Annotated in this window: 19 protein-coding genes and 1 pseudogene; 17 read left to right on the plus strand and 3 right to left on the minus strand. The window is 32.3% G+C overall.

The genetic code is table 11. The annotated features are described in order from the left end of the window. The first annotated feature begins 67 nt into the window (after nt 1-67). The gene (locus tag EQM05_RS02560) at nt 68-2,662 is read left to right on the plus strand and encodes a dynamin family protein (RefSeq protein WP_128748593.1); all 2,595 of its coding nucleotides are present in this window, start codon (nt 68-70) and stop codon (nt 2,660-2,662) included. 47 nt (nt 2,663-2,709) lie between these two features. Here the strand turns inward: EQM05_RS02560 and EQM05_RS02565 are convergent, their stop codons facing one another. Beyond that, nucleotides 2,710-3,681, minus strand: coding sequence for a 2-keto-3-deoxygluconate permease (locus EQM05_RS02565; RefSeq protein ID WP_128748594.1), 972 nt, complete (start codon nt 3,679-3,681; stop codon nt 2,710-2,712). Nucleotides 3,682-3,701: 20 nt separating this feature from the next. Further along, the gene (locus EQM05_RS02570) at nt 3,702-4,874 is read right to left on the minus strand and encodes a malic enzyme-like NAD(P)-binding protein (RefSeq protein WP_128748595.1); all 1,173 of its coding nucleotides are present in this window, start codon (nt 4,872-4,874) and stop codon (nt 3,702-3,704) included. 250 nt (nt 4,875-5,124) lie between these two features. Here EQM05_RS02570 and EQM05_RS02575 point away from each other — a divergent pair, with 250 nt between their 5' ends. From EQM05_RS02575 to EQM05_RS02585, 3 genes are all read left to right on the plus strand, one after another. Next, nucleotides 5,125-6,696 carry a sensor histidine kinase gene (locus tag EQM05_RS02575; protein WP_128748596.1) on the plus strand — a complete coding sequence of 524 codons (1,572 nt, stop codon included), beginning with the start codon at nt 5,125-5,127 and terminating at the stop codon, nt 6,694-6,696. Between the two features lie 3 nt (nt 6,697-6,699). Beyond that, nucleotides 6,700-7,371: a response regulator gene (locus tag EQM05_RS02580; RefSeq protein ID WP_128748597.1), complete on the plus strand. Its 672-nt coding sequence runs from the start codon at nt 6,700-6,702 to the stop codon at nt 7,369-7,371. Nucleotides 7,372-7,443: 72 nt separating this feature from the next. Beyond that, on the plus strand, nt 7,444-7,917 hold the full coding sequence (locus EQM05_RS02585) for a methylated-DNA--[protein]-cysteine S-methyltransferase (protein WP_128748598.1): 474 nt from the start codon (nt 7,444-7,446) through the stop codon (nt 7,915-7,917). A gap of 59 nt (nt 7,918-7,976) precedes the next feature. On the opposite strand, the gene EQM05_RS02590 is transcribed toward EQM05_RS02585, so the two are convergent. Then, nucleotides 7,977-8,771, minus strand: a complete 795-nt coding sequence (locus EQM05_RS02590; RefSeq protein ID WP_128748599.1) for a DeoR/GlpR family DNA-binding transcription regulator — start codon at nt 8,769-8,771, stop codon at nt 7,977-7,979. A 196-nt stretch (nt 8,772-8,967) separates the two neighbouring features. On the opposite strand from EQM05_RS02590, the gene EQM05_RS02595 reads away from it, so the two are divergent. The 13 genes and pseudogenes from EQM05_RS02595 to EQM05_RS02650 all read left to right on the plus strand — a co-directional run bounded on the left by EQM05_RS02595 (nt 8,968) and on the right by EQM05_RS02650 (nt 19,776). Then, nucleotides 8,968-9,648 (plus strand): fructose-6-phosphate aldolase, encoded by a 681-nt coding sequence (locus EQM05_RS02595; protein WP_128748600.1) that lies wholly within the window; start codon nt 8,968-8,970, stop codon nt 9,646-9,648. 13 nt (nt 9,649-9,661) lie between these two features. Continuing rightward, a complete protein-coding gene (gene rpe / locus EQM05_RS02600) occupies nt 9,662-10,351 on the plus strand; it encodes a ribulose-phosphate 3-epimerase (protein ID WP_128748601.1) in 690 nt (229 codons plus the stop codon). A gap of 434 nt (nt 10,352-10,785) precedes the next feature. Beyond that, nucleotides 10,786-10,920, plus strand: a pseudogene (locus tag EQM05_RS02605) (helix-turn-helix domain-containing protein); the annotation flags it as partial. A gap of 53 nt (nt 10,921-10,973) precedes the next feature. Continuing rightward, nucleotides 10,974-12,146, plus strand: a complete 1,173-nt coding sequence (locus EQM05_RS02610; RefSeq protein WP_205694160.1) for an RNA-guided endonuclease TnpB family protein — start codon at nt 10,974-10,976, stop codon at nt 12,144-12,146. A gap of 160 nt (nt 12,147-12,306) precedes the next feature. Next, nucleotides 12,307-13,083, plus strand: coding sequence for a sorbitol-6-phosphate dehydrogenase (srlD, locus tag EQM05_RS02615; protein ID WP_128748602.1), 777 nt, complete (start codon nt 12,307-12,309; stop codon nt 13,081-13,083). A gap of 110 nt (nt 13,084-13,193) precedes the next feature. Next, entirely contained in the window at nt 13,194-14,177 is a 984-nt protein-coding gene (locus tag EQM05_RS02620; RefSeq protein ID WP_128748603.1) for a sugar-binding transcriptional regulator, read from the plus strand. Further along, complete coding sequence (locus tag EQM05_RS15640) at nt 14,170-14,310, plus strand: hypothetical protein (protein WP_164917172.1); 141 nt, start codon at nt 14,170-14,172, stop codon at nt 14,308-14,310. Before EQM05_RS02620 ends, EQM05_RS15640 begins: the two co-directional genes overlap by 8 nt. Nucleotides 14,311-14,426: 116 nt before the next feature. Beyond that, nucleotides 14,427-14,819 (plus strand): transcriptional regulator GutM, encoded by a 393-nt coding sequence (locus EQM05_RS02625; RefSeq protein WP_128748604.1) that lies wholly within the window; start codon nt 14,427-14,429, stop codon nt 14,817-14,819. Nucleotides 14,820-14,884: 65 nt separating this feature from the next. Next, a complete protein-coding gene (locus tag EQM05_RS02630; protein WP_128748605.1) occupies nt 14,885-15,430 on the plus strand; it encodes a PTS glucitol/sorbitol transporter subunit IIC in 546 nt (181 codons plus the stop codon). Between the two features lie 13 nt (nt 15,431-15,443). Next, entirely contained in the window at nt 15,444-16,442 is a 999-nt protein-coding gene (locus EQM05_RS02635) for a PTS glucitol/sorbitol transporter subunit IIB (protein ID WP_128748606.1), read from the plus strand. An 89-nt stretch (nt 16,443-16,531) separates the two neighbouring features. Next, the gene (locus EQM05_RS02640; RefSeq protein WP_128748607.1) at nt 16,532-16,894 is read left to right on the plus strand and encodes a PTS glucitol/sorbitol transporter subunit IIA; all 363 of its coding nucleotides are present in this window, start codon (nt 16,532-16,534) and stop codon (nt 16,892-16,894) included. Nucleotides 16,895-16,961: 67 nt separating this feature from the next. Continuing rightward, on the plus strand, nt 16,962-17,606 hold the full coding sequence (locus EQM05_RS02645) for an HAD family phosphatase (protein ID WP_128748608.1): 645 nt from the start codon (nt 16,962-16,964) through the stop codon (nt 17,604-17,606). 163 nt (nt 17,607-17,769) lie between these two features. Then, entirely contained in the window at nt 17,770-19,776 is a 2,007-nt protein-coding gene (locus EQM05_RS02650; protein WP_128748609.1) for a methyl-accepting chemotaxis protein, read from the plus strand. Nucleotides 19,777-19,848 lie beyond the last annotated feature (72 nt).

Raw genomic sequence — 19,848 nt, forward strand, 5'->3', positions numbered from 1 at the left:
CTAAGATTTATTACCCCTTAAGGTAAATTTGCTTTAAGGGGTAATAAAGAATATGGGGGAATAATTTATGAAGGTTATAAAAGTCCATGGGTCTTTAGATACTGCTGAAATTAAAAGAAATCTTGAAAATCCATGCTGTAATTCAATATTTATTTTAGATAATCAGCAGCCGCTGTATGAGTTTATAGAGAATCTGGAGCTTGATGACAATCTTCTGTACAATATGCGCATAGCAAAAGACATAGATCTTAGATCTGTGCAAGTTCAGCTGAGGGATAAGATTACAGATGAATGTTTATTGGACAATATCACATCATTAAGTAATTTCATTGAAAATCTGGATGAAGATAAAATTAAAAACGGCAGGATTATAATTGATACAGAGGATAATGATTTAATAAGCAGAATAATACAGTCATTTATATATTTAGATATTGACATGGAAGTAATGATGGAAAAGGAAAAGAAAGACAGAAAAATAGTTAATGCTTTTATAAGAAACTATGAACAATTGAAAGATTCTGTAGTTAGCGGGGAAAGAGCAGTACAAAATTTAGAAATTAAGGATGACTTCATAGATGAGAGAAAAGGCATTTTAAATATTTTATATGAAATTGAAAAAGTACTGGATAAGTCCAGAGAGAGAGACCTGAATATTTCAGTTATGGCCACTAAAAAGGCAGGCAAAAGTGTCATTGTAAACTCTTTTTTAGATGAGCAGTATGCACCTACAAGCTTTGAACTGGCAACTCCAAATAATTGTATTTATAAAAGAAGCAAAGACAATAAAATAAGGCTGCTGTATGGCAAAAATGATTTACTTTTTAAAGAACCTCAGAATATTTATAAATACATATATAAAGAATTTAAAAAAGCACAAAATGATAAAGCTAATGGATATACCATTGATGATATGGAAATTTATTATTCCAGTAAAGGCAGCAATATTGCACCCTTTACTATTATAGATACACCTGGGAGCAACTATGTGGTGGCAAAAACCAATAATAATGAAAATGTACACAAAAAAATAGCATACAGCTGGATAGAAAAATCAGATGTAATACTGTTTCTAATAAATTATTCCAGTTACCTTACAATTGATGAAGAAGAATTCTTTAAAAATATTAAAATACAGTTTGAAAAACATAATAAATTTTATTCACTTATAGTAGTAGTAAATAAGCTGGATGAAATGTATATTAGTGAATGTGAAAATAAATCCGTATCCAGATTTTTGGACTATATCAGGTACAGGCTCAGCGATCTTGGCTATAAGGGCTTTATAGTTATGGGAACATCTGCAAGATCCTATTTTGACTTAATTAAAGTATGCAGAATTGATAGTGAACTGTTAAAGAATATTGGTGAAACAGATCCAATTGAAAGCCTTAAAGGCAGCGACTTGAGACTTCGTTTAAAAAAGCTGAAGAAGAAATTTATTGGGAAAACGGATATGAGTTCATTAAGCTTTGTGGATGATCAGCTGGAGAAATTAGAGTGCTTTTATGGATTACAGGATTATGACTTTAACACATTAAGAAATAAAAGCGGCATACCTAAATTAAAAAAATATGCATCCTATATAGCTGTACAAAAAGCAAATGTGGAGTTATTCTCATCCTTAATAAGAGAAATAGATGAAAAGTTTACTAAACTTTCAAGCTGCTTTGCAATAAATAAATTAATTTATGCAAAGAATAAGAAATCTGATGAATTGCAGGAAATAGAATATATGATAAATAATATAATAGATAAATTCAGCTATATATATGAAGACAAGGAAAACAAACTGAGTTTTAAAAAATTTCAAAATAAACTGCTGGACAGCGCCAGAATATTATTAGATAAAGCATTGTGCTCCATGCTGGATATGTATGAAACCAGAGTGGATGAATTTTTTATGAAGCTTATGCTTAAAAACTCCTCTGAGCTTAAGATGATTAAAAATAAAATTAAAGATATGGACTTTGATATTAATAATAAGGCATTTAATGAGGAATTTAAAAATGTAGTTGAAAATTCATTAAAGTTAATAAGTATTGAGGCTGATAAAAAGATAAACTATATTAAAGAAGTGGAAGACAGCATGAAAGAAACAGTTCATGGTTTCAGCGAAATAATCAGAAAAGAGTATAATATCATGGACTTTGATATAGCTGTTCCAAAGGTTGGTAAGGATATAAATGAAATGATACTGTTTAATATGCCTGAAATTAATATTAATAATGATGATATTAAGGAAAGGATTATTGAAAGCATAGAACTTGAGACAAATGCAGCTGAAAAATTAGTTAATTTTTTTACAAAAGTTAAAGTTGGAGCTTATTCAATAAACAGCAGACAGCTAAGGACAATTAAAAGTGAGTATATTAAATATATAAGGAGTATACAATATGATGCTTATTACAATTCTCTAAAGAAAATTCTATGCAGCAGTATAGATGGATACAGTAAACAGATGGAAGAAATCTTTAACAGAGTTATGAGTGTGTATAGAAATATTTTCGATGATATGGTAAAGGAATTATCCTCTTCCAGAATTAATTCTGAAGATCAGATAGAAGCATTGGACAGCAAGCTGAAATTTTATGATGAAATTCATACAGGAGTTGAAAAATTCATAGAACAATGGAATGCAGTAAGAAATGCTTCCATATAAGTAATAAAAGGGTAACCAATTTTCATTGATTACCCTTGAACTTTTTATCAGGCCACTACCTCTTTATCTAATTTTTTAACTTTGTTATTCCTAAGTAATTTAAATGCATATGAAACAATGAATGGACAAACTATTGCTGATACTACACATGCTGCGGCAACCTGTGCTGTTGCTATTGTTGCTACAGCAGCTAATGTTGGATCCGCTGCTGCAACAGCCACTGGTGTGGCAACAGCATTTCCTGCAGTTGATCCTGTTGCTAAGCCTATTATTGGCTCCTCTTTAAATAACTTCAGAAGTACATAAGCTCCTATTCCTGTAAAGGCAGCAATTATTCCAAGGAGTATACCAGGGCCTCCAGCCTTTACAATGGTAGTAAGATTCATTCCTGCACCTAATGGGAAGGAGAAAAATGGAATTAATAATAATTTACTGCTCCCAAGGAATTTTCTCATATCTGTATCAATGTTTCCTAAAATCATTCCTATTACTATTGGTATTAACACTGCCACAAGGGCTTTAATAGGTATTTGAGCAAGTCCTGATGCACCTAAGGCAACTAATGTAAAGAAAGGACCATCCTTTAATGATAATAAAGCATAAGCACCTACATCAGTTTCATCACCGTATTGTGAAGCAAGAGATGCATATAATCCGCCGTTACAATTTGTTAATGCCGAAAGGATAGCCAAAGGTGACAAACCTAGTACACCAACAGGCCCGAAGACTTTTCCAACAATAATACCAATACCGGCACCTACAATAAATTTACCTGAAATCAATAGTGCACCTTTTTTTAATGCTTTTGGTGCTAACTTAAAATTAATCTGCGAGCCGATTAAAAACATAAAACATGCCAAAATAGTTGATGATGCGCTTGAACTAAATAATGCCGTTGTAAAACCGCCGATTTTTAAAAACTGCGGGAAAAATGTATTAACTAGTACTCCTAAAAAAAGTGGGACAACCATCATACCGCCTGGAACCTTATCAATTGTTTTCTTCAATGGAATTTGCATGTTTATTCCTCCTTTTTATTTTATAATCTTGCAGCTCCGCTTTCTCTTGCTGCTTTTTTTATTGCTTCAGCTACATTAGCTGCAACACTCCTGTCTAATGCATATGGAATTACATTGTTTTCATTTAAGTCTTCATCTTTTATCATTGAAGCTATGGCATATGCTGCAGCAATTTTCATGTGTTCATTGATTTCCTTTGCTCTCACATCAAGAGCTCCTCTGAATATTCCAGGGAAAGCTAATACATTATTAACCTGGTTAGGGAAATCTGAACGGCCTGTACCAACTACCTTTGCACCAGCTGCTTTAGCATCTTCCGGCATTATTTCAGGAGTTGGATTTGCCATGGCAAACAATATGGAATTCTTATTCATTGATCTCACCATATCCTGATTTACTATTCCTGGTGCTGAAACTCCTATAAATACATCTGCTCCTTTTAATGCATCTGCTAAGTTTCCTTTAATATTTTCAGGGTTGCTTATTTTTGCAAGTTCCTTTTTAGCATCATCTACATTTTCTATTCCTCTGTAAAGAATACCAACCTTATCGCATGCAATGAGGTTTTTTACTCCTGTAGAAAGTAATAACTTAGATATGGCAGTACCTGCAGCCCCTGCACCATTTACAACAACCTTTATATCCTCTATTTTTTTATTAACTACTTTTAAAGCATTTATTATACCTGCAAGAACAACTATGGCAGTTCCATGCTGATCATCGTGGAATACAGGTATGTCAAGCTCCTTCTTTAATTTTTCTTCAACTTCAAAGCATCTTGGAGCGCTTATATCTTCTAAATTAATTCCACCAAACCCTGGAGCTATAAGTTTCACAGCTTTTACTATTTCTTCAACATTTTTTGTATCCAGGCATATTGGAAATGCATCCACATCTGCAAATTCCTTAAACAGAATTGCCTTGCCCTCCATAACTGGTAATCCAGCCTTAGGACCAATATCCCCTAAGCCAAGTACTGCTGTGCCGTCTGTAACTACTGCTACAAGATTTCCTTTTGAAGTATATTTGTAAATGTTTTCTTCATTCTCATGAATCTTTCTGCATGGTTCTGCAACTCCAGGGGTATAAGCTAAACTTAAATCATCCCTTGTTATGACTTTTACCTTTGAACTTATGCTTATTTTTCCAACGTTTTTTTCATGTAGTTTTAAGCTCTCCTCAAAATAATTCATTTTATTATCTCCCCTTATATTTTATTTAAGTTTTTGTAATCGTTTTCTATGATAATATAATATCAGCAGCCTTTAATAATTAAAATATTTTAAACTTTAAAAACATATTATGGTCATAAAGAATACTTTGCTGTATTTTTAACAATTCTCATACTATGAAAACGTATTGATTCACGGGTTATTAATATTTATAATAAAATTGCAAAACATATAGATGAATATTTAAAATGAGCATGGGAAGGAGCTTTAAATGAAACTTAGGAAAAAGATAACCTTAATTGTAATACTGGTGCTTACTATATCCATTGGAAATATAACTATTTTGTCATATTTTCAGATGAAAAAATTAATTACAGAGCAATACAGTAAGGATTTATTAGACGTTGCCAATGCAATATCTCAAAACTATATAGTAAAGCAGTATTTAAGCGGAGATACCAGCATTTCCAATGATAAGCTTAATATTGAAATTGAGAAGGTAAGACAGCAAACTAGCATGGACTTTATTGTGGTTTTGAATATGAATGATATAAGGCAGACTCATCCCACAAGACAGAATATAGGTACAAAGTTTCAAGGCGGTGATGAAACCAGAGCACTGCTTAAGGGTGAACAATATGTATCTCAGGCCAAGGGCAGTCTTGGAGTATCATATAGAGCTTTTGTCCCGGTTTACAACGACAGCACACAGGTTGGGGTGGTAACAGCAGGAGTGCTTTCAGTTAATTTTCATAACCTGGTAATTGAAAAACTAAAGGGATTTGTACCATTTATAATATTGGGTTTAGCTATTGGTATAGCCGGAGCATTCATACTTTCTTTCAGCATTAAAAAAACCATATTTGGTATGGAGCCTGAGGAGATTGCACTGGAGCTGAAACAAAAAGAAACAATACTTGAAAATATAAAAGAAGGGGTATTGCTTTTAGATAAAGAGGGAAAATTAACATTCTTTAATAAAGAAGCTGAAAGTATCCTGGATTTAAAGAAAGCTGATATAGGTAAAAATATAACGGAAATTGTGGATTACAGCAGGGCACCAGAAGTATTAACAACCGGTAAGCCTCTTGAAAATATAGAAGTAAAGGCAAGGCCGGGACTTAATGTATTGTCTAAGTTTAATCCTTTAAAGAATAGTAAAAATCAGGTTATAGGACTGGTTATTAATTTTAGAAATTTAACGGAAATTACTAAGCTTGCAGAGGAGCTTACAGGAATTAAGAAAATGGCCTGGTCATTAAGAGCCCAAAATCATGAATTTATGAATAAGCTTCATACTATTTCAGGGCTTATACAGCTGGAGGAATACCATACAGCATTAAAATTTATATCCGATATTTCAAATATCAGAAATAATATAAATGATATTTTAAATAAAAATATTAAGGATGTTGCACTTTCAGCATTATTATTATCAAAGTATAACAAAGCCGAGGAGTTAAGAATTAAATTAGTTATAGATGAAGATTCCAAACTTACAAGACTCCCCCAATATATGACATCCCAGGAACTTGTTTCTATTTTGGGAAATCTAATAGAAAATTCTTTAGATGCCGTTAAAAATGATGACACAGGTGAAGTGCATGTAAAAATACAGGATGATGATGAAATGTTAAATATAAGTGTAAAGGATAATGGACCAGGAATTCCAAAAGAAATAAGGGATAAAATTTATACTCAGGGCTTTACAACTAAAGAAGGACAAAGAGGACACGGAATGTATATTGTAAAAAAGATAATTGATGAGTTTAATGGAATAATAAATCTTGAAGCAGAAAATGGTACTGCCTGGAATATATATATACCTATGAAAAGAGGTTAAATTATGATTAAAGTTATGATTATAGAAGATGACCCCATGGTAAGAGAAATAAATTCTAAATTTTTAAATAAGGTAGATGGATTTACTTTATACAAAGCAGTTTCAAATTTAACTGAAGCAAAAAAGTATATTTTAGCTCGAAAGCCACAGCTTATATTATTAGATGTATTCCTGCCTAATGAAAACGGTATAGATCTTCTTAAGTGGATAAGAAAAGAGGAACTTTTAATTGATGTTATTTTAATTACAGCAGATAAAACATTAGAACGTGTACAGCAGGCTTTCAGATATGGGGTTATAGATTATCTTATAAAACCATTTACCTTTGAAAGATTTAAGGAAGCCCTGTTTCAGTATAAAGACAGATATAATAAATTTAAAAATAATCAGGAAATAGAGCAGATGGAATTAGACAAATTAATGGGCACAAGCAGTTTTACCCATGAGGATAATTTTACTAAGGGGTTAAATAAGTATACTTATAATTCCATATGGGAGGAAATAGAAAGAAATAGCAATGATTATTTCACAGCAGAGGGTATAGCTGAAGAAACAGGTATGGCAAGAGTAACAGTTAGAAAGTATCTTGAGTACATGACAGAAGAAGGTAAGCTTGAAAGGATAGTGAAGTACGGAAGCATAGGAAGACCTCAGCATAAGTATAAAAGAATGTAATGATAAATTGAATATTATGAAGTAAAATATGTATAGAGCTGGTTATAATTTAACTCTTTGGAGGTAATGATTATGAAAAGTTTATATTTTTATAATACTGACATTGGTAAAATAGGAATAGCTGATAATGGCAAGGCAATTACCAATGTATATTTTAACGAAAGTCCCAAGCTGAAAGACACTGAAATAAAGGAAACTGATTTAATCAAGGAAGCCGCACAGCAGCTTAAGGAATACCTGGCAGGTAAAAGAAAAAGCTTTAATATACCTCTTATGCCGGAAGGAACAGAATTTCAAAAAAGTGTCTGGGAAGCACTGCAGCAGATTCCCTATGGTAAAACCTGCTCCTACGGGGAAATTGCAGAGAAAATAGGCAATCCAAAGGCATGCAGGGCTGTGGGCATGGCAAATAATAAAAACCCCATTGGAATTTTTATCCCGTGTCATCGTGTTATTGGAGCAAATGGAAAACTGGTAGGTTATGCGGGGGGACTTGAAATGAAAGAACATCTGCTTGCAATAGAAAAAATAAATGCAGATAAATAAACTGTTTATTAACTTTTTATATGATTATAGGAGCTGTCAGTGCAGCTCCTATTTCACAATTATTTGCTTATTATTTTCAAACCTCTATTTATCAGATCCTTTAAGTCATGTTGTATCTCATCAGGTAATTTATCATCTGTAATTATGGTGTATTCTGATTTTATCTTTCCAAACTCAGCCAAAGATTTTTGACCAAATTTGCTGCTGTCTGCTAAAATATATATTTCTCTTCCAGCTTTTAGCATGGCTTCTTTAATATAAGCCTCTTCAATAATTGGAGTGGTTAGTTCTCCGCTGTGTGAAATTGAAAGAGCTGTTAAAAATACTTTATCTACATACAGCTTTTCTATATCATTTACACCTTCTATGCTTATGACATTTGCCACATCGTTTTTTACAAGGCCGCCTGTTATATAAAGTTTTATATTAGGGCAGTGGATAACAATATCATGTGAAATTGCAATGGAATTAGTGATAACTGTTAAGTCCTTGAAATTTGAAAGCAGAGGGATAATTTTAGCCACAGTGGTGGAGCCGTCCAGAAGTATAGTATCGTGTTCCTGTATAAATGAGGCAGCTATAGCAGCTATGCTTTCTTTTACATCAGTCTTAATTTTTTCTCTCACAGTAAAATCCTTATAACTATTAACCTTTTCAGGCAAAATAGCACCGCCGTAAGTTCTATGTACTTTACCCTTTTGCTCCATTATTCTTAAATCTCTTCTTATTGTATCCTCTGATACTTTAAATAGTTCACTTAATTCCTGAACTTCTACTCTCTTTTTATATTTTAATATTTCCAATATCTTTTCATGTCTTTCTTCTATAAACATAATATCACCTATCCAATTCATATTTGTTTACATTTATTCAATATCTCATATATTTAATTATATTTTAATTATATATTATTGTAAAGCATAACTACTTATTAATGTTTGTTCATGTTTATATATATTTAAACTTGATTATTCATAATTTATGTAGTATTATTAAATCAGATAAAAGGTAAAATTAAAAATACTAATATACGGGAAAGGTGATTAAATTATGTTATACTTGTTAGATACTGCAAACTTAGATCAGATTAAAAGAGCTTTTGATTTATATCCTATGAGCGGAGTTACAACAAATCCAACAATCATATCAAAAGAAAAGAGAAGCTTTTTAGATATATTGAATCAAATAAGAGAAATTATAGGCCAGGATAAAATGCTTCATGTTCAGGCTGTAAGCAAAAATGCAGATGAAATAGTAAAAGAAGCAGAGTATATAACAAATACTATAGGAGGCAATATATATATAAAGGTACCTGTTATTCCAGAAGGTATTAAGGCAATGAAGATATTAAAATCAAAGGGAATAAAAATTACTGCAACAGCTGTTTTTACAGCTGATCAGGCTTTAATGGCTGCAGTGGCAGGTGCGGATTTTGTTGCTCCATATGTAAACAGAATAGATAATATCAGCGGAAATGGTGTAAATGTAGTTAAAGAAATAGTTGAGCTATTTAAAATTTATAACTTAAATACAAAGGTTTTAGCAGCATCCTTTAAAAATGTACAGCAGGTACATGAAGTTGCTTTAGCTGGAGGCCATTCTGTAACAGTTAATGCTGATATAATGGATGGACTATTATCACATCCATTAACTGACTGGAGTGTTGATAAGTTTGTAAGTGACTGGGAAGGTGTTTACGGAAAAGGAAAGTTAACTTATGAGGTAAAATAAGGAAGTGTAAAAAATGATTAAAGTGGCCGCATCTATAATGTGTGGAAATCCATTAAAAATTGGTGAGGAATTGAAAAGGCTTGAAAATGCTAAGGTTGATATGCTTCATTGCGACGTTATGGATGGAACTTTTGTCCATAATCTTGGAATGGGATTATATGTTATTGAGGCAATTAAGGATAAAACAAAAATACCTTTAGATGTGCATTTGGCAATAGTAAAACCTGAAAGATATTTAAAGGATCTTGCTAAAATAGGTGTGGATATTGCAGCTTTCCATGTTGAAGCTGCGGGCAGTTTAGTCAATGTGGTGAAGGAAATTAAAACATTGGGCATGAAGGCATGTGCAGTGTTAAATCCTGAAACCCCTGTTTCATCCATTAAAGATATACTGGATGAACTTTATATGGTAAATGTACTAACGGTGCATCCTGGATTTTCAGGACAAAGGATTATTCCTGAAACTATAAATAAAATCAGGGAATTAAAGCATATTTTACTTGAAAGAAATTTAAAAACATTAATTGAAGTAGATGGCAGCATTAATATAAAAACATTACCTATGGTAATTCCAGCTGGAGCTGATGTTTTAGTTGCAGGAACCTCATCAATGTTTCAAGGTGAACATGCAGATTACAAGGCAAAGGCTGATGAGTTAAGATCAGCAGCATATAATATACTAAAAGAAACTCAGAAAAATTAATAGCTTAATAAAGAGTATCTCTAATTAAATTAGGGGTACTCTTTTTTGTGTTTATAATTATAAGAATTTGTTAAATAAATATCACACAATTGAATATTAAATCACAAATGTGATAAACAATTTCACAAGTTCACACGTTTACTTTGCAAATCCTCTGATAATAAAATACAACGATAAACCTGGCATTTATCACAATTGTGTTGATTTTAACTGAATATTTTAATAAAAATCAAAAAAATAATGCTATTTATTTAAATACATATTGCATTTGTTTTAAAAATAAGTATAATAAAGATATAGAACAAATGTTAACATAAGTCACAAATGTGATACATATAATTACTAAAGCAGAAGAAATAAAATAGTTTATAATCTTATATTCAAATATATTCATGAATAATATAATATAATCACCAAAAAGGGAGTGATTATATTTGAGTAAGAACTATAAGCCTAAAGAATTTGATGAATTATTAAATGTATCAGTTTTAACACTACAACGATGGGATAACGCAGGAAAATTAAAAGCATTTGGAACACCAACAAATAGACGGTTTTATACTTATGAATAGTATAAAGAGTTTATGGGTATAACATCTTCTGGGGAAAAAGATAAAGGAAGATGAAGAAGTTGAAAAAAGCATACAAAACAGAGATTAAACCAACCAAAGAACAAATAACTAAAATACATCAAACCATTGGAGTAAGTCGATTTGTCTATAACTTTTATATTGCACATAATAAGGAAGTTTATGAAAAAGAAAAACGGTTTGTTAGCGGTATGGATTTTTCTAAATGGCTTAACAATGAGTATATTCCTAACAATATAGATAAACTTTGGATAAAAGAAGTGTCTTCAAAAGCAGTTAAACAGGCTATTATGAATGGAGAAAAAGCTTTTAAGAAGTTCTTCAAAGGTGAAGCTGGTTTCCCAAAGTTTAAGAAAAAGAAAAATCAAGATGTTAAAGCCTACTTTCCTAAAAACAATAAAACTGATTGGACTATTGAAAGGCATAGAATTAAGATACCAACTTTAGGCTGGGTTAGACTCAAGGAATATGGTTATATACCAGCTAATGGGAGAATAACAAGTGGAATAGTAAGTCAGAAAGCTGATAGATATTATGTTTCTGTATTAGTTGAAGAAGATATAAAGATTAATAATAAACGTTGTTCTGAAGGAATAGGGGTGGATTTGGGACTCAAAGATTTTGCAATTTGCAGTGATGGAATAACTAAAAAAAATATAAACAAAACTTCAAGAGTTAAAAAACTAGAAAAGAAACTAAAACGTGAGCAAAAAAAACTTTCAAGGAAATATGAAAGTTTAAAATTAAGAAATAAAAAAAAGAAAGGAGAAGCTGCTCGTAAAAATATCCAAAAACAAATAGTCAAGGTACAAAAACTTCATCAAAGACTTACAAATATTAGAACTGATTATATTAATAAAACAGTAAGTGAGTTAATAAAGCAAAAACCAAGCTTTATAACAATAGAAGATTTGAATGTAAGTGGAATGATGAAGAATAGACATTTAGCAAAGGCAGTTGCACAACAAAAGTTTTATGAATTTAGAATTAAACTTATTTCAAAAGCAAAACAGAATAATATAGAAATAAGAATAGTTGATAGATTTTATCCAAGTAGTAAAACTTGTAGCTGCTGCGGGAATATTAAAAAGGATTTAAAACTATCAGATAGGGTATATAAATGTGATAATTGCAATACTTCTATTGATAGAGATTTAAATGCCTCAATCAATTTAGCTAATGCTAAAGAATATAAGATAGCTTAATTAAACAAGCGCTTATATGTGTACCGAAGGCTATTTCGGGAATTTAAGCCTGTGGAGTGCTATACAAACTGTAGTAGTTTAGGCAAGGCAGGGTACAATGAAACAGGAATTTTCTCAGTATGGATACATTTGACCATATTTTGAGTAGCAGGAATTTATTATGAATAAGGTTGCACTAATAATTGGTGGAGGAAGAAGTTTAGGAGCATATCTAAGCAAACGCTTAGGTAAGGAAGGATACCATGTGGCAGTTGCCGATATTAACTATGAAAACGCTGTAAAAGTATCAGAAGAAATATCCAGTACTAATGAAGTAAAAAGTATAGCTGTTAAAGTGGATTCGACCAATGAACAACAAGTTAAAGATATGGTTAAAGAAGTTATGGACAAGCTAGGAAGAATAGATTTATTAGTATACAATGCTGGTGTTGCAAAAAGCTGTAAAATTACTGAATTTGAATTAAATACTTTTAACTGGTGCTTAAGTATTAATTTAGTTGGTTATTTCCTATGTGCCAGGGAAGTTTCTAAGGCAATGATAGATAATAATATTGAAGGCTGCATTATTGAGATCAACTCAAAATCAGGAAAGGTTGGAAGTAAACACAATGCAGGATATTCTTCAGCTAAATTTGGAGGTGTAGGCTTAACACAAAGCTTGGCTTTAGATTTAGCAGAACATAATATAAGAGCAAATGCTTTAATGCTGGGAAATCTTTTGGATTCTGATATGTTTGAGAGCTTAGCACCACAATATGCTAAAAAGTTAGGCATAAAAGAATCAGAAGTTAAACAAGTTTATATTGATAAAGTACCACTAAAAAGAGGATGCTCTTTTGAAGATGTTGCAAATGTTTTAACATTCTATGCTTCTGAAAAGGCTAAATACTGCACAGGACAGTCAATAAATATTACTGGTGGACAAGTTATGCATTAGAAGCAAAAAACATATTGCATTATTCTTAAGATTATGTATAATTAAATCATAGAACATTTGATAAAAATATTCACAAATGTTAAATGACTTTTGGGAAAGGAATTTTCAATATGTCAGATAGAGAAGAAACCAAATTACTTTGCAGAATTGCAAGTATGTATTACATTGAAGATATGACGCAAAGCCAAATTTCCGCTAACACAGGTATTCATAGAACTGCTATAAGCAAATTACTAAAGAAAGCCAGGGAGGAGGGAATTGTTACCATTAAGATTAAGGATGATATTAATGAGTGCTTTGAACTTGAAGGTATTTTAGAAAAAACATTAGGATTAAAAGAAGCTATTGTTTTACACTCTTATTCAGGCCAATCAGAAGACTCAATAATACAAAATTTAGGAGAATTTGGCGCAGAGTTCCTAAAGAGAATTCTTAAGGATGGAGATGTAGTGGGCTTTGCCTGGGGCAAAACTGTGTCAGCTGTTGCTAACCAACTATATCATTGTAAAAAAGTTTTTGCAAATGTTATTCCTCTGGTTGGAGGTCCAAACAACCTGGATAATGAATATCATGTAAATACTATAGTTTCAAAGGTTTCAACTGCATTCGGTGCAAAGCCGCATTACCTATATGCACCTGCTATTACCTATGAAAAGAAGACAAAGGATGCCATAATGGAAGATAAAAACTTTAAGGATATATTGGAATTGTGGGAAAAAATGAATAAGGCTGTGGTGGGTATTGGATCACCCCTTAAATCTAACAATCTTATTTGGACAGGCAGCTTTAAGAGCTATGAAACCGATATCTTAGATAAAAATGGGGCAGTTGGAGATGTATGCTCAAGATTCTTTGATGTTAATGGTAATTTAGTTGACGATGAGTTAAAAGACAGGATAATAGCTATTGACCCCGAAAAACTTAAGAAAATGGAATACTCTATAGGTGTTGCAGAATCAGAAGTAAAAGTTCCTTCAATTCTTGGTGCAATAAGGGGTAAATATATAAACGTTCTAATAACAGATGAAAAGACAGCCAAATTATTATTAGAGCTGGATAAGCAGCTTAAAGGAGGAGCCAAAACTGATGAATGAAGTAGTTTATCAACCTGGAGACAAGATTTATAATCTATTTAAACATTCACAGGTACTGATTGAAGGAAAAGATGATACCTTCATTATCAAAATCACAAAAATAATTAAAGAAGAAAAAAAAGAAAAACTGTAATATGGATAATTTAAGGGCCTTGGGCTAATAAATAAAGTATATATTTTAGCTCAGGCTCATTTTTTATACAAAGTTTTCTAAAATTAATTATTAATAGAATTAGAGAGAGGTATATTATGGTTTGGCAGATAGTAGTTATTCTATGTTTAGCATGGGCTCTACAGGCAGCTTTTGGATATATTCAGCTTAGAAACTTTAATTCGCATTATGGATCTATGAGGAGAAGAGGGAGAGTTGTAATTGGAAGATGCAAAGGTAAGATTTCACAGGGTGCAGTTCTGCTTATTCTCATAGATAACGATTGCAATATCTTAGAGGCACAAAGAATGAAGGGCATTACCGTACTTGCCAAAATGAAACCCTTGGAGATTCTCAAAAATCAGAATCTTCTAACTATAAATCAAGACATACTTTCCAAAGTTGACAAAATTACAGCAAAGGCAATAAAGGATGCTGTAAGAAATTACAATCAGTTTCAAAATTCTAAAAAGGAGGAAAAAGAAGAATAATATTAAATGTTTTTTACAAAGGTCATAATAAAATATAATTTATAATTAAAAAGGAGTGTTATTTTATGCAAACTTTAGCAAATCTTGCAGCTGGTTTTATTGCACTGTTTAACGAAGGTGGAAAAACATTTGCTGGCTGGGTAACAGGTATAGTACCAACGCTAATAATGCTTTTAGTAGCAATGAATGCAATTATCAGATTAATGGGAGCTGAAAAAATTGAAAAATTAGCCAGGGCTTCAGCATCCAATGTATTTACAAGATATCTTGTATTACCTTTAGTAGGAACATTTTTCTTCTGTAACCCAATGACATTGTCACTTGGAAAGTTCCTCCCAGAGAAATATAAACCAAGTTATTATGCATCATCATCATTTTATTGTCATACTTTAAATGGATTATTTCCACATGTTAATCCAGGTGAATTGTTTGTATTTCTTGGTATAGCTAAAGGAATAACCCAGCTTGGACTTCCAACTGCTGATCTTGCCGTAAGATACTTCTTAGTGGGTGTAGTTACTAACTTCTTCAGAGGATGGGTAACTGATTTTACAGTTGCTTATGTAGAAAAACAACAAAATGTTAAATTAAAAACAGAAATATCAATGTAAGGGGGTCTGGCAAATGGCTAAATATAATTCAGTAAAAGTTTCTGCAGGTACAGGCGGATTTGGAGGACCATTAGTTATTACTCCAACAGAAAAAAGAAATAAAGTTGTATGCATAACAGGAGGAATAGTGTCTCCAGTTGCTATAAGAATTGGTGAATTAACAGGATGCGAAGTTATTGATGGATTTAAAACAAGAATTCCAGATGACGAAACACTATGCGCTATTATAGACTGCGGAGGTACTTTAAGATGTGGAATATACCCTCAGAAAAGAATTCCTACCATTAATCTTATGCCATCAGGTCCAAGCGGTCCATTAGCAAAACATATTACAGCAGATATATATGTATCAGATGTTAAGCCAAAAAATGTTGAATCTGTTGACGGTGCTGTAAAAGTTGTAGAGAAAGTCAGCCAAGGAGAGAAAGTCATGGATAATAAGCCAAAATATGATACCAGCAAAACAATAAGTAAGCAGTCATCCGGTCTCATGGGTAAAATCGGAAAAGCCTTAGGATCTTTTGTAGGAGTACTTTACCAGTCGGGCCGTGACGCAATTGATACAGTTATCAAAACAGTACTTCCATTTATGGCATTCGTCAGCCTGCTAATAGGTATAGTATTAAAATCAGGTATGGGTAATGCAATTGCTCATGTACTTACACCACTTGCTGGTACTTTACCAGGATTGGTTCTGCTATCAGCTATATGTTCTTTCCCATTCTTAAGCCCATTCCTGGGACCTGGCGCTGTTATTGCACAGGTTATAGGAGTTCTGGTAGGCGTTGAAATTGGAAAGGGAACTATCCCAGCACAGCTTTCTTTACCAGCATTATTTGCAATAAACTCACAAGCAGCCTGCGATTTCATACCAGTAGGACTTGGACTAGCAGAAGCAGAAGCAGAAACAGTTGAAGTTGGTGTTCCAGCAGTTCTTTATGGAAGATTCTTAACTGGGCCTACAACAGTTGTTATTGCTTGGTTAGCAAGCTTTGGAATGTACGCAAAATAGTATTTGCAATTCAGCATAGGATTTAATGAAAGGAGAAATCCTTTCATTAAATTTTATTGCATATAGTTTTAAACGAAGGGAGAATATTTATGAAGCTTATTTATGAAACAGAAGTAACAAAATTAGGGCCACTAGTAGAAGCATTTTATGATGAAAAAATGGTAATTCTTTTTAAGGATAATGCACCTGAAGAACTTGCTGAATATTGCGCACTACACAATTTAAACAGTATTGCAGGTGATTTACAGCCTGGAGATATTTTTAAAATTGATGGAACTGAATATAAGATAACATCAGTTGGTAGTGAGGTTTACAAAAACTTAAAGGATCTTGGTCATATCTGTGTTAGGTTTGATGGAAGCAATGAAGCCTTACTGCCAGGAAGTTTATATGTTGAAGATAAAAAGATAAAGGAATTTAAAATAGGAACAAAGATTGAAATAGTTAGGTAAGCTCTGTTGCAAATGTAAGTTTGATGAGCTAATATAATAAAAGAATAAATACAAAGGCGGTAGAATAATGTTGAAAGCTGTAATATTTGATATGGATGGTGTAATGATAGATTCAGAGCCTGTTGCATTTAGGTCTTTTGATATTCTGCTTAAAGACAGGGGCTTAAAATATACAATGGACTTCCATAAATCAATACAAGGGTGTGTGGAAATTGAAGTTGCTAAAAGACTGAAGGAATTTTATAAATTATCTGAAAGTGCGGAAGAGATCTTAAAGCTAAAGAACCAAATTTACTTTACTCTTATGGAAGATGAGCTGGAACCCATTGAAGGATTATTTCCATTACTTGATTATGTGAAAAGTAAAAATCTAAAATGTGCATTAGTTACAGGTACATTAAGAAATACTACTGAAAAAATACTTAGCAGGTTAAACATAAAGGATTATTTTCATCTTATAGTATGTGGAGATGAGGTAGAAAAAGGAAAACCTGATCCATGGGTATACAAGTATGCAGTAGAAAAATTAAAAGCTGACAGCAGTGAGTGCGTTATTCTGGAGGATTCTGATAATGGAATAACAGCCGCAATAAACGCACATTGCAATGTCATTGCCGTGAACAGCAATTGGAAAGATAAAAGCCAAAAAAATATTATAGCATATAAGGATAATTTAAATGGAGTAGATAAAATATTAGATGAGTTATTATAATGAATTTTAATTTGAAACTAAGCTAAGTAAATTTCAATGCTGGGAATTTATTTAGCATTAAAATATAATATAAACTTTTTTAGAAAGCATTCGATATATTAGGTAATAATTAGACACATTTAAGTACAATAAAGCAATTTTAAAAACCGTAAGGGGGATTATTTTGAAAAATAAAAGCTTTCTAAAAAGACAAATCACAATTATGTTGTTACTTGTTTCAATTTTACCTTTGGCATTTATATCTTTTTTTAATTATTTTTACTCTCAGGATGCTGTTCAAAAACAATTTATTATGACAGCTAAGCAAAGTATGAACAGAGCCATAGATGCAATTGATAATTCCTATAAAAGCAAATCCGACATTGTAAATCTTCTTTCTCAGGATCCAAATGCCAATGGAATTATCACAGGTGTAGATTGTGAAAAGTGGCTTAAGCAGACTTTGAAATCTTATACTGATAATTATAAAGATTTAAGTTCTGTATATATGGGTGTTAAGGATAAAAGGATGATATTAATGCCTGAACAAAAGGTGCCTGATGGATTTGATCCAACAAGCAGGGACTGGTATAAACAGGCAGCTGATAAAGATGGTGTAATATTAACAAATATCTATGAGGATGCTGCAGAAAAGGGAAAGTATGTTGTTTCATATGCTAAAGCTGTAAAAGATAAAAAGGATAATAGTGTTACAGGAGTAGTGGCAGTTGATGTGAATCTTACCACGTTATCTGATACTGTTGAATCTTTAAAAATCGGCCAGAATGGATATGTGGTGCTTTTAGACTCACAGGGTAAAATAATAGCTAATAAGGATAAAAGTACCCTGGGTAAGGATTCAAAAGATGAAAAGTGGATACAGGATGCATTTAGTTCAAAAGGTGGTAATAATACTGTAGTAACAATTGGAAATGAAAAATTTATTGCACTGACAACAAAAGACAAAAGCACTAGTTGGAGTGTAATAGGACTTATCCCCCAAAGTGAAATTAATGCTAGTATCAAGCCAATAAAAGACATGGGCTTATTAATGTTTTTTATTGTAATAATTTTTGCATTGGTGGTTGCAATAGTATTTTCAGGAAGACTTATAAATCCAATCAGAAAATTTGTTGAAATATTAGATAAAGTTAAAACAGGTGATTTTTCAAATGACGTACCAAAGGCATACTTAAATCAAAAAGGTGAAATAGGGGATATGGCTAAAGGAATTGTAGCCATGGAAAGTGATTTAAGACGTCTTTTGAGCAATGTTAGCAGTGAATCTGGAAACATTGAAAATGTGGTAGATGGCGTAAAAGAAAATGTTTCACAGTTAAACACAAATATTGAAGAGATATCTGCAACTACTGAGGAATTATCTGCAAGTATGGAAGAAACCGCTGCCTCAGCTGAAGAAATGTCAGCAACTGCAAATGAGATTGGAAAGGCTGTGGAATCCATTGCACAAAAATCACAGGATGGAGCAGCTTCAGCGGAAGAAATCAATAATAGAGCTGTTTCAGTAAAAAAAGATGTTTCAGAGTCACAGCAGAAGTCTTCCAAGATATTTATGGATACTAAAAAACAATTAGAAAAAGCTCTAGAAGATTCCAAAGTGGTGGAACAGATAAATATATTGTCTGAATCAATTCTGAATATAACGTCACAGACTAATCTTTTAGCACTGAATGCAGCAATTGAAGCAGCAAGAGCAGGTGAATCAGGGAAAGGATTTTCTGTTGTTGCAGATGAAATAAGAAAATTAGCCGAACAGTCACAGGAAGCAATTGTAAAAATACAAAATACTACTGGAAAAGTTGTAGAGTCGGTAAATAATCTCTCGTCAAGTTCCAGCAGGCTTCTTAAGTTTATGTCTACAGATGTGGATTCAGATTATAAAAAGATGATTGCCGTGGCAGAAAAGTATAGTGATGATGCACAATTTGTAGACAACCTGGTTACGGAATTCAGCTCCACATCAGAAGAGTTATCAAGCTCAATCCAGGATATAATGAAAACCATTGATGGAGTGGCACAGGCTGCTTCACAGGGAGCCTCGGGTACAACGGATATAGCTAATAAAATATCAGTAATTGGCATTAAATCCAACGATGTTTTGGAGAAATCATTAAAATCAAAAGAAAGCTCAGAAAAATTAAGAACTGAGATTTCAAAGTTTAAAATTTAAAAAATAATCAATAAGGAAGGGGCTGTCGCATTAGCAGTTAAAACTGCTGATGCAAGGCTCCTTCTTTAATCT

It is taken from the genome of Clostridium sp. JN-9 (assembly GCF_004103695.1).
Classification (GTDB): Bacteria; Bacillota; Clostridia; order Clostridiales; family Clostridiaceae; genus JN-9.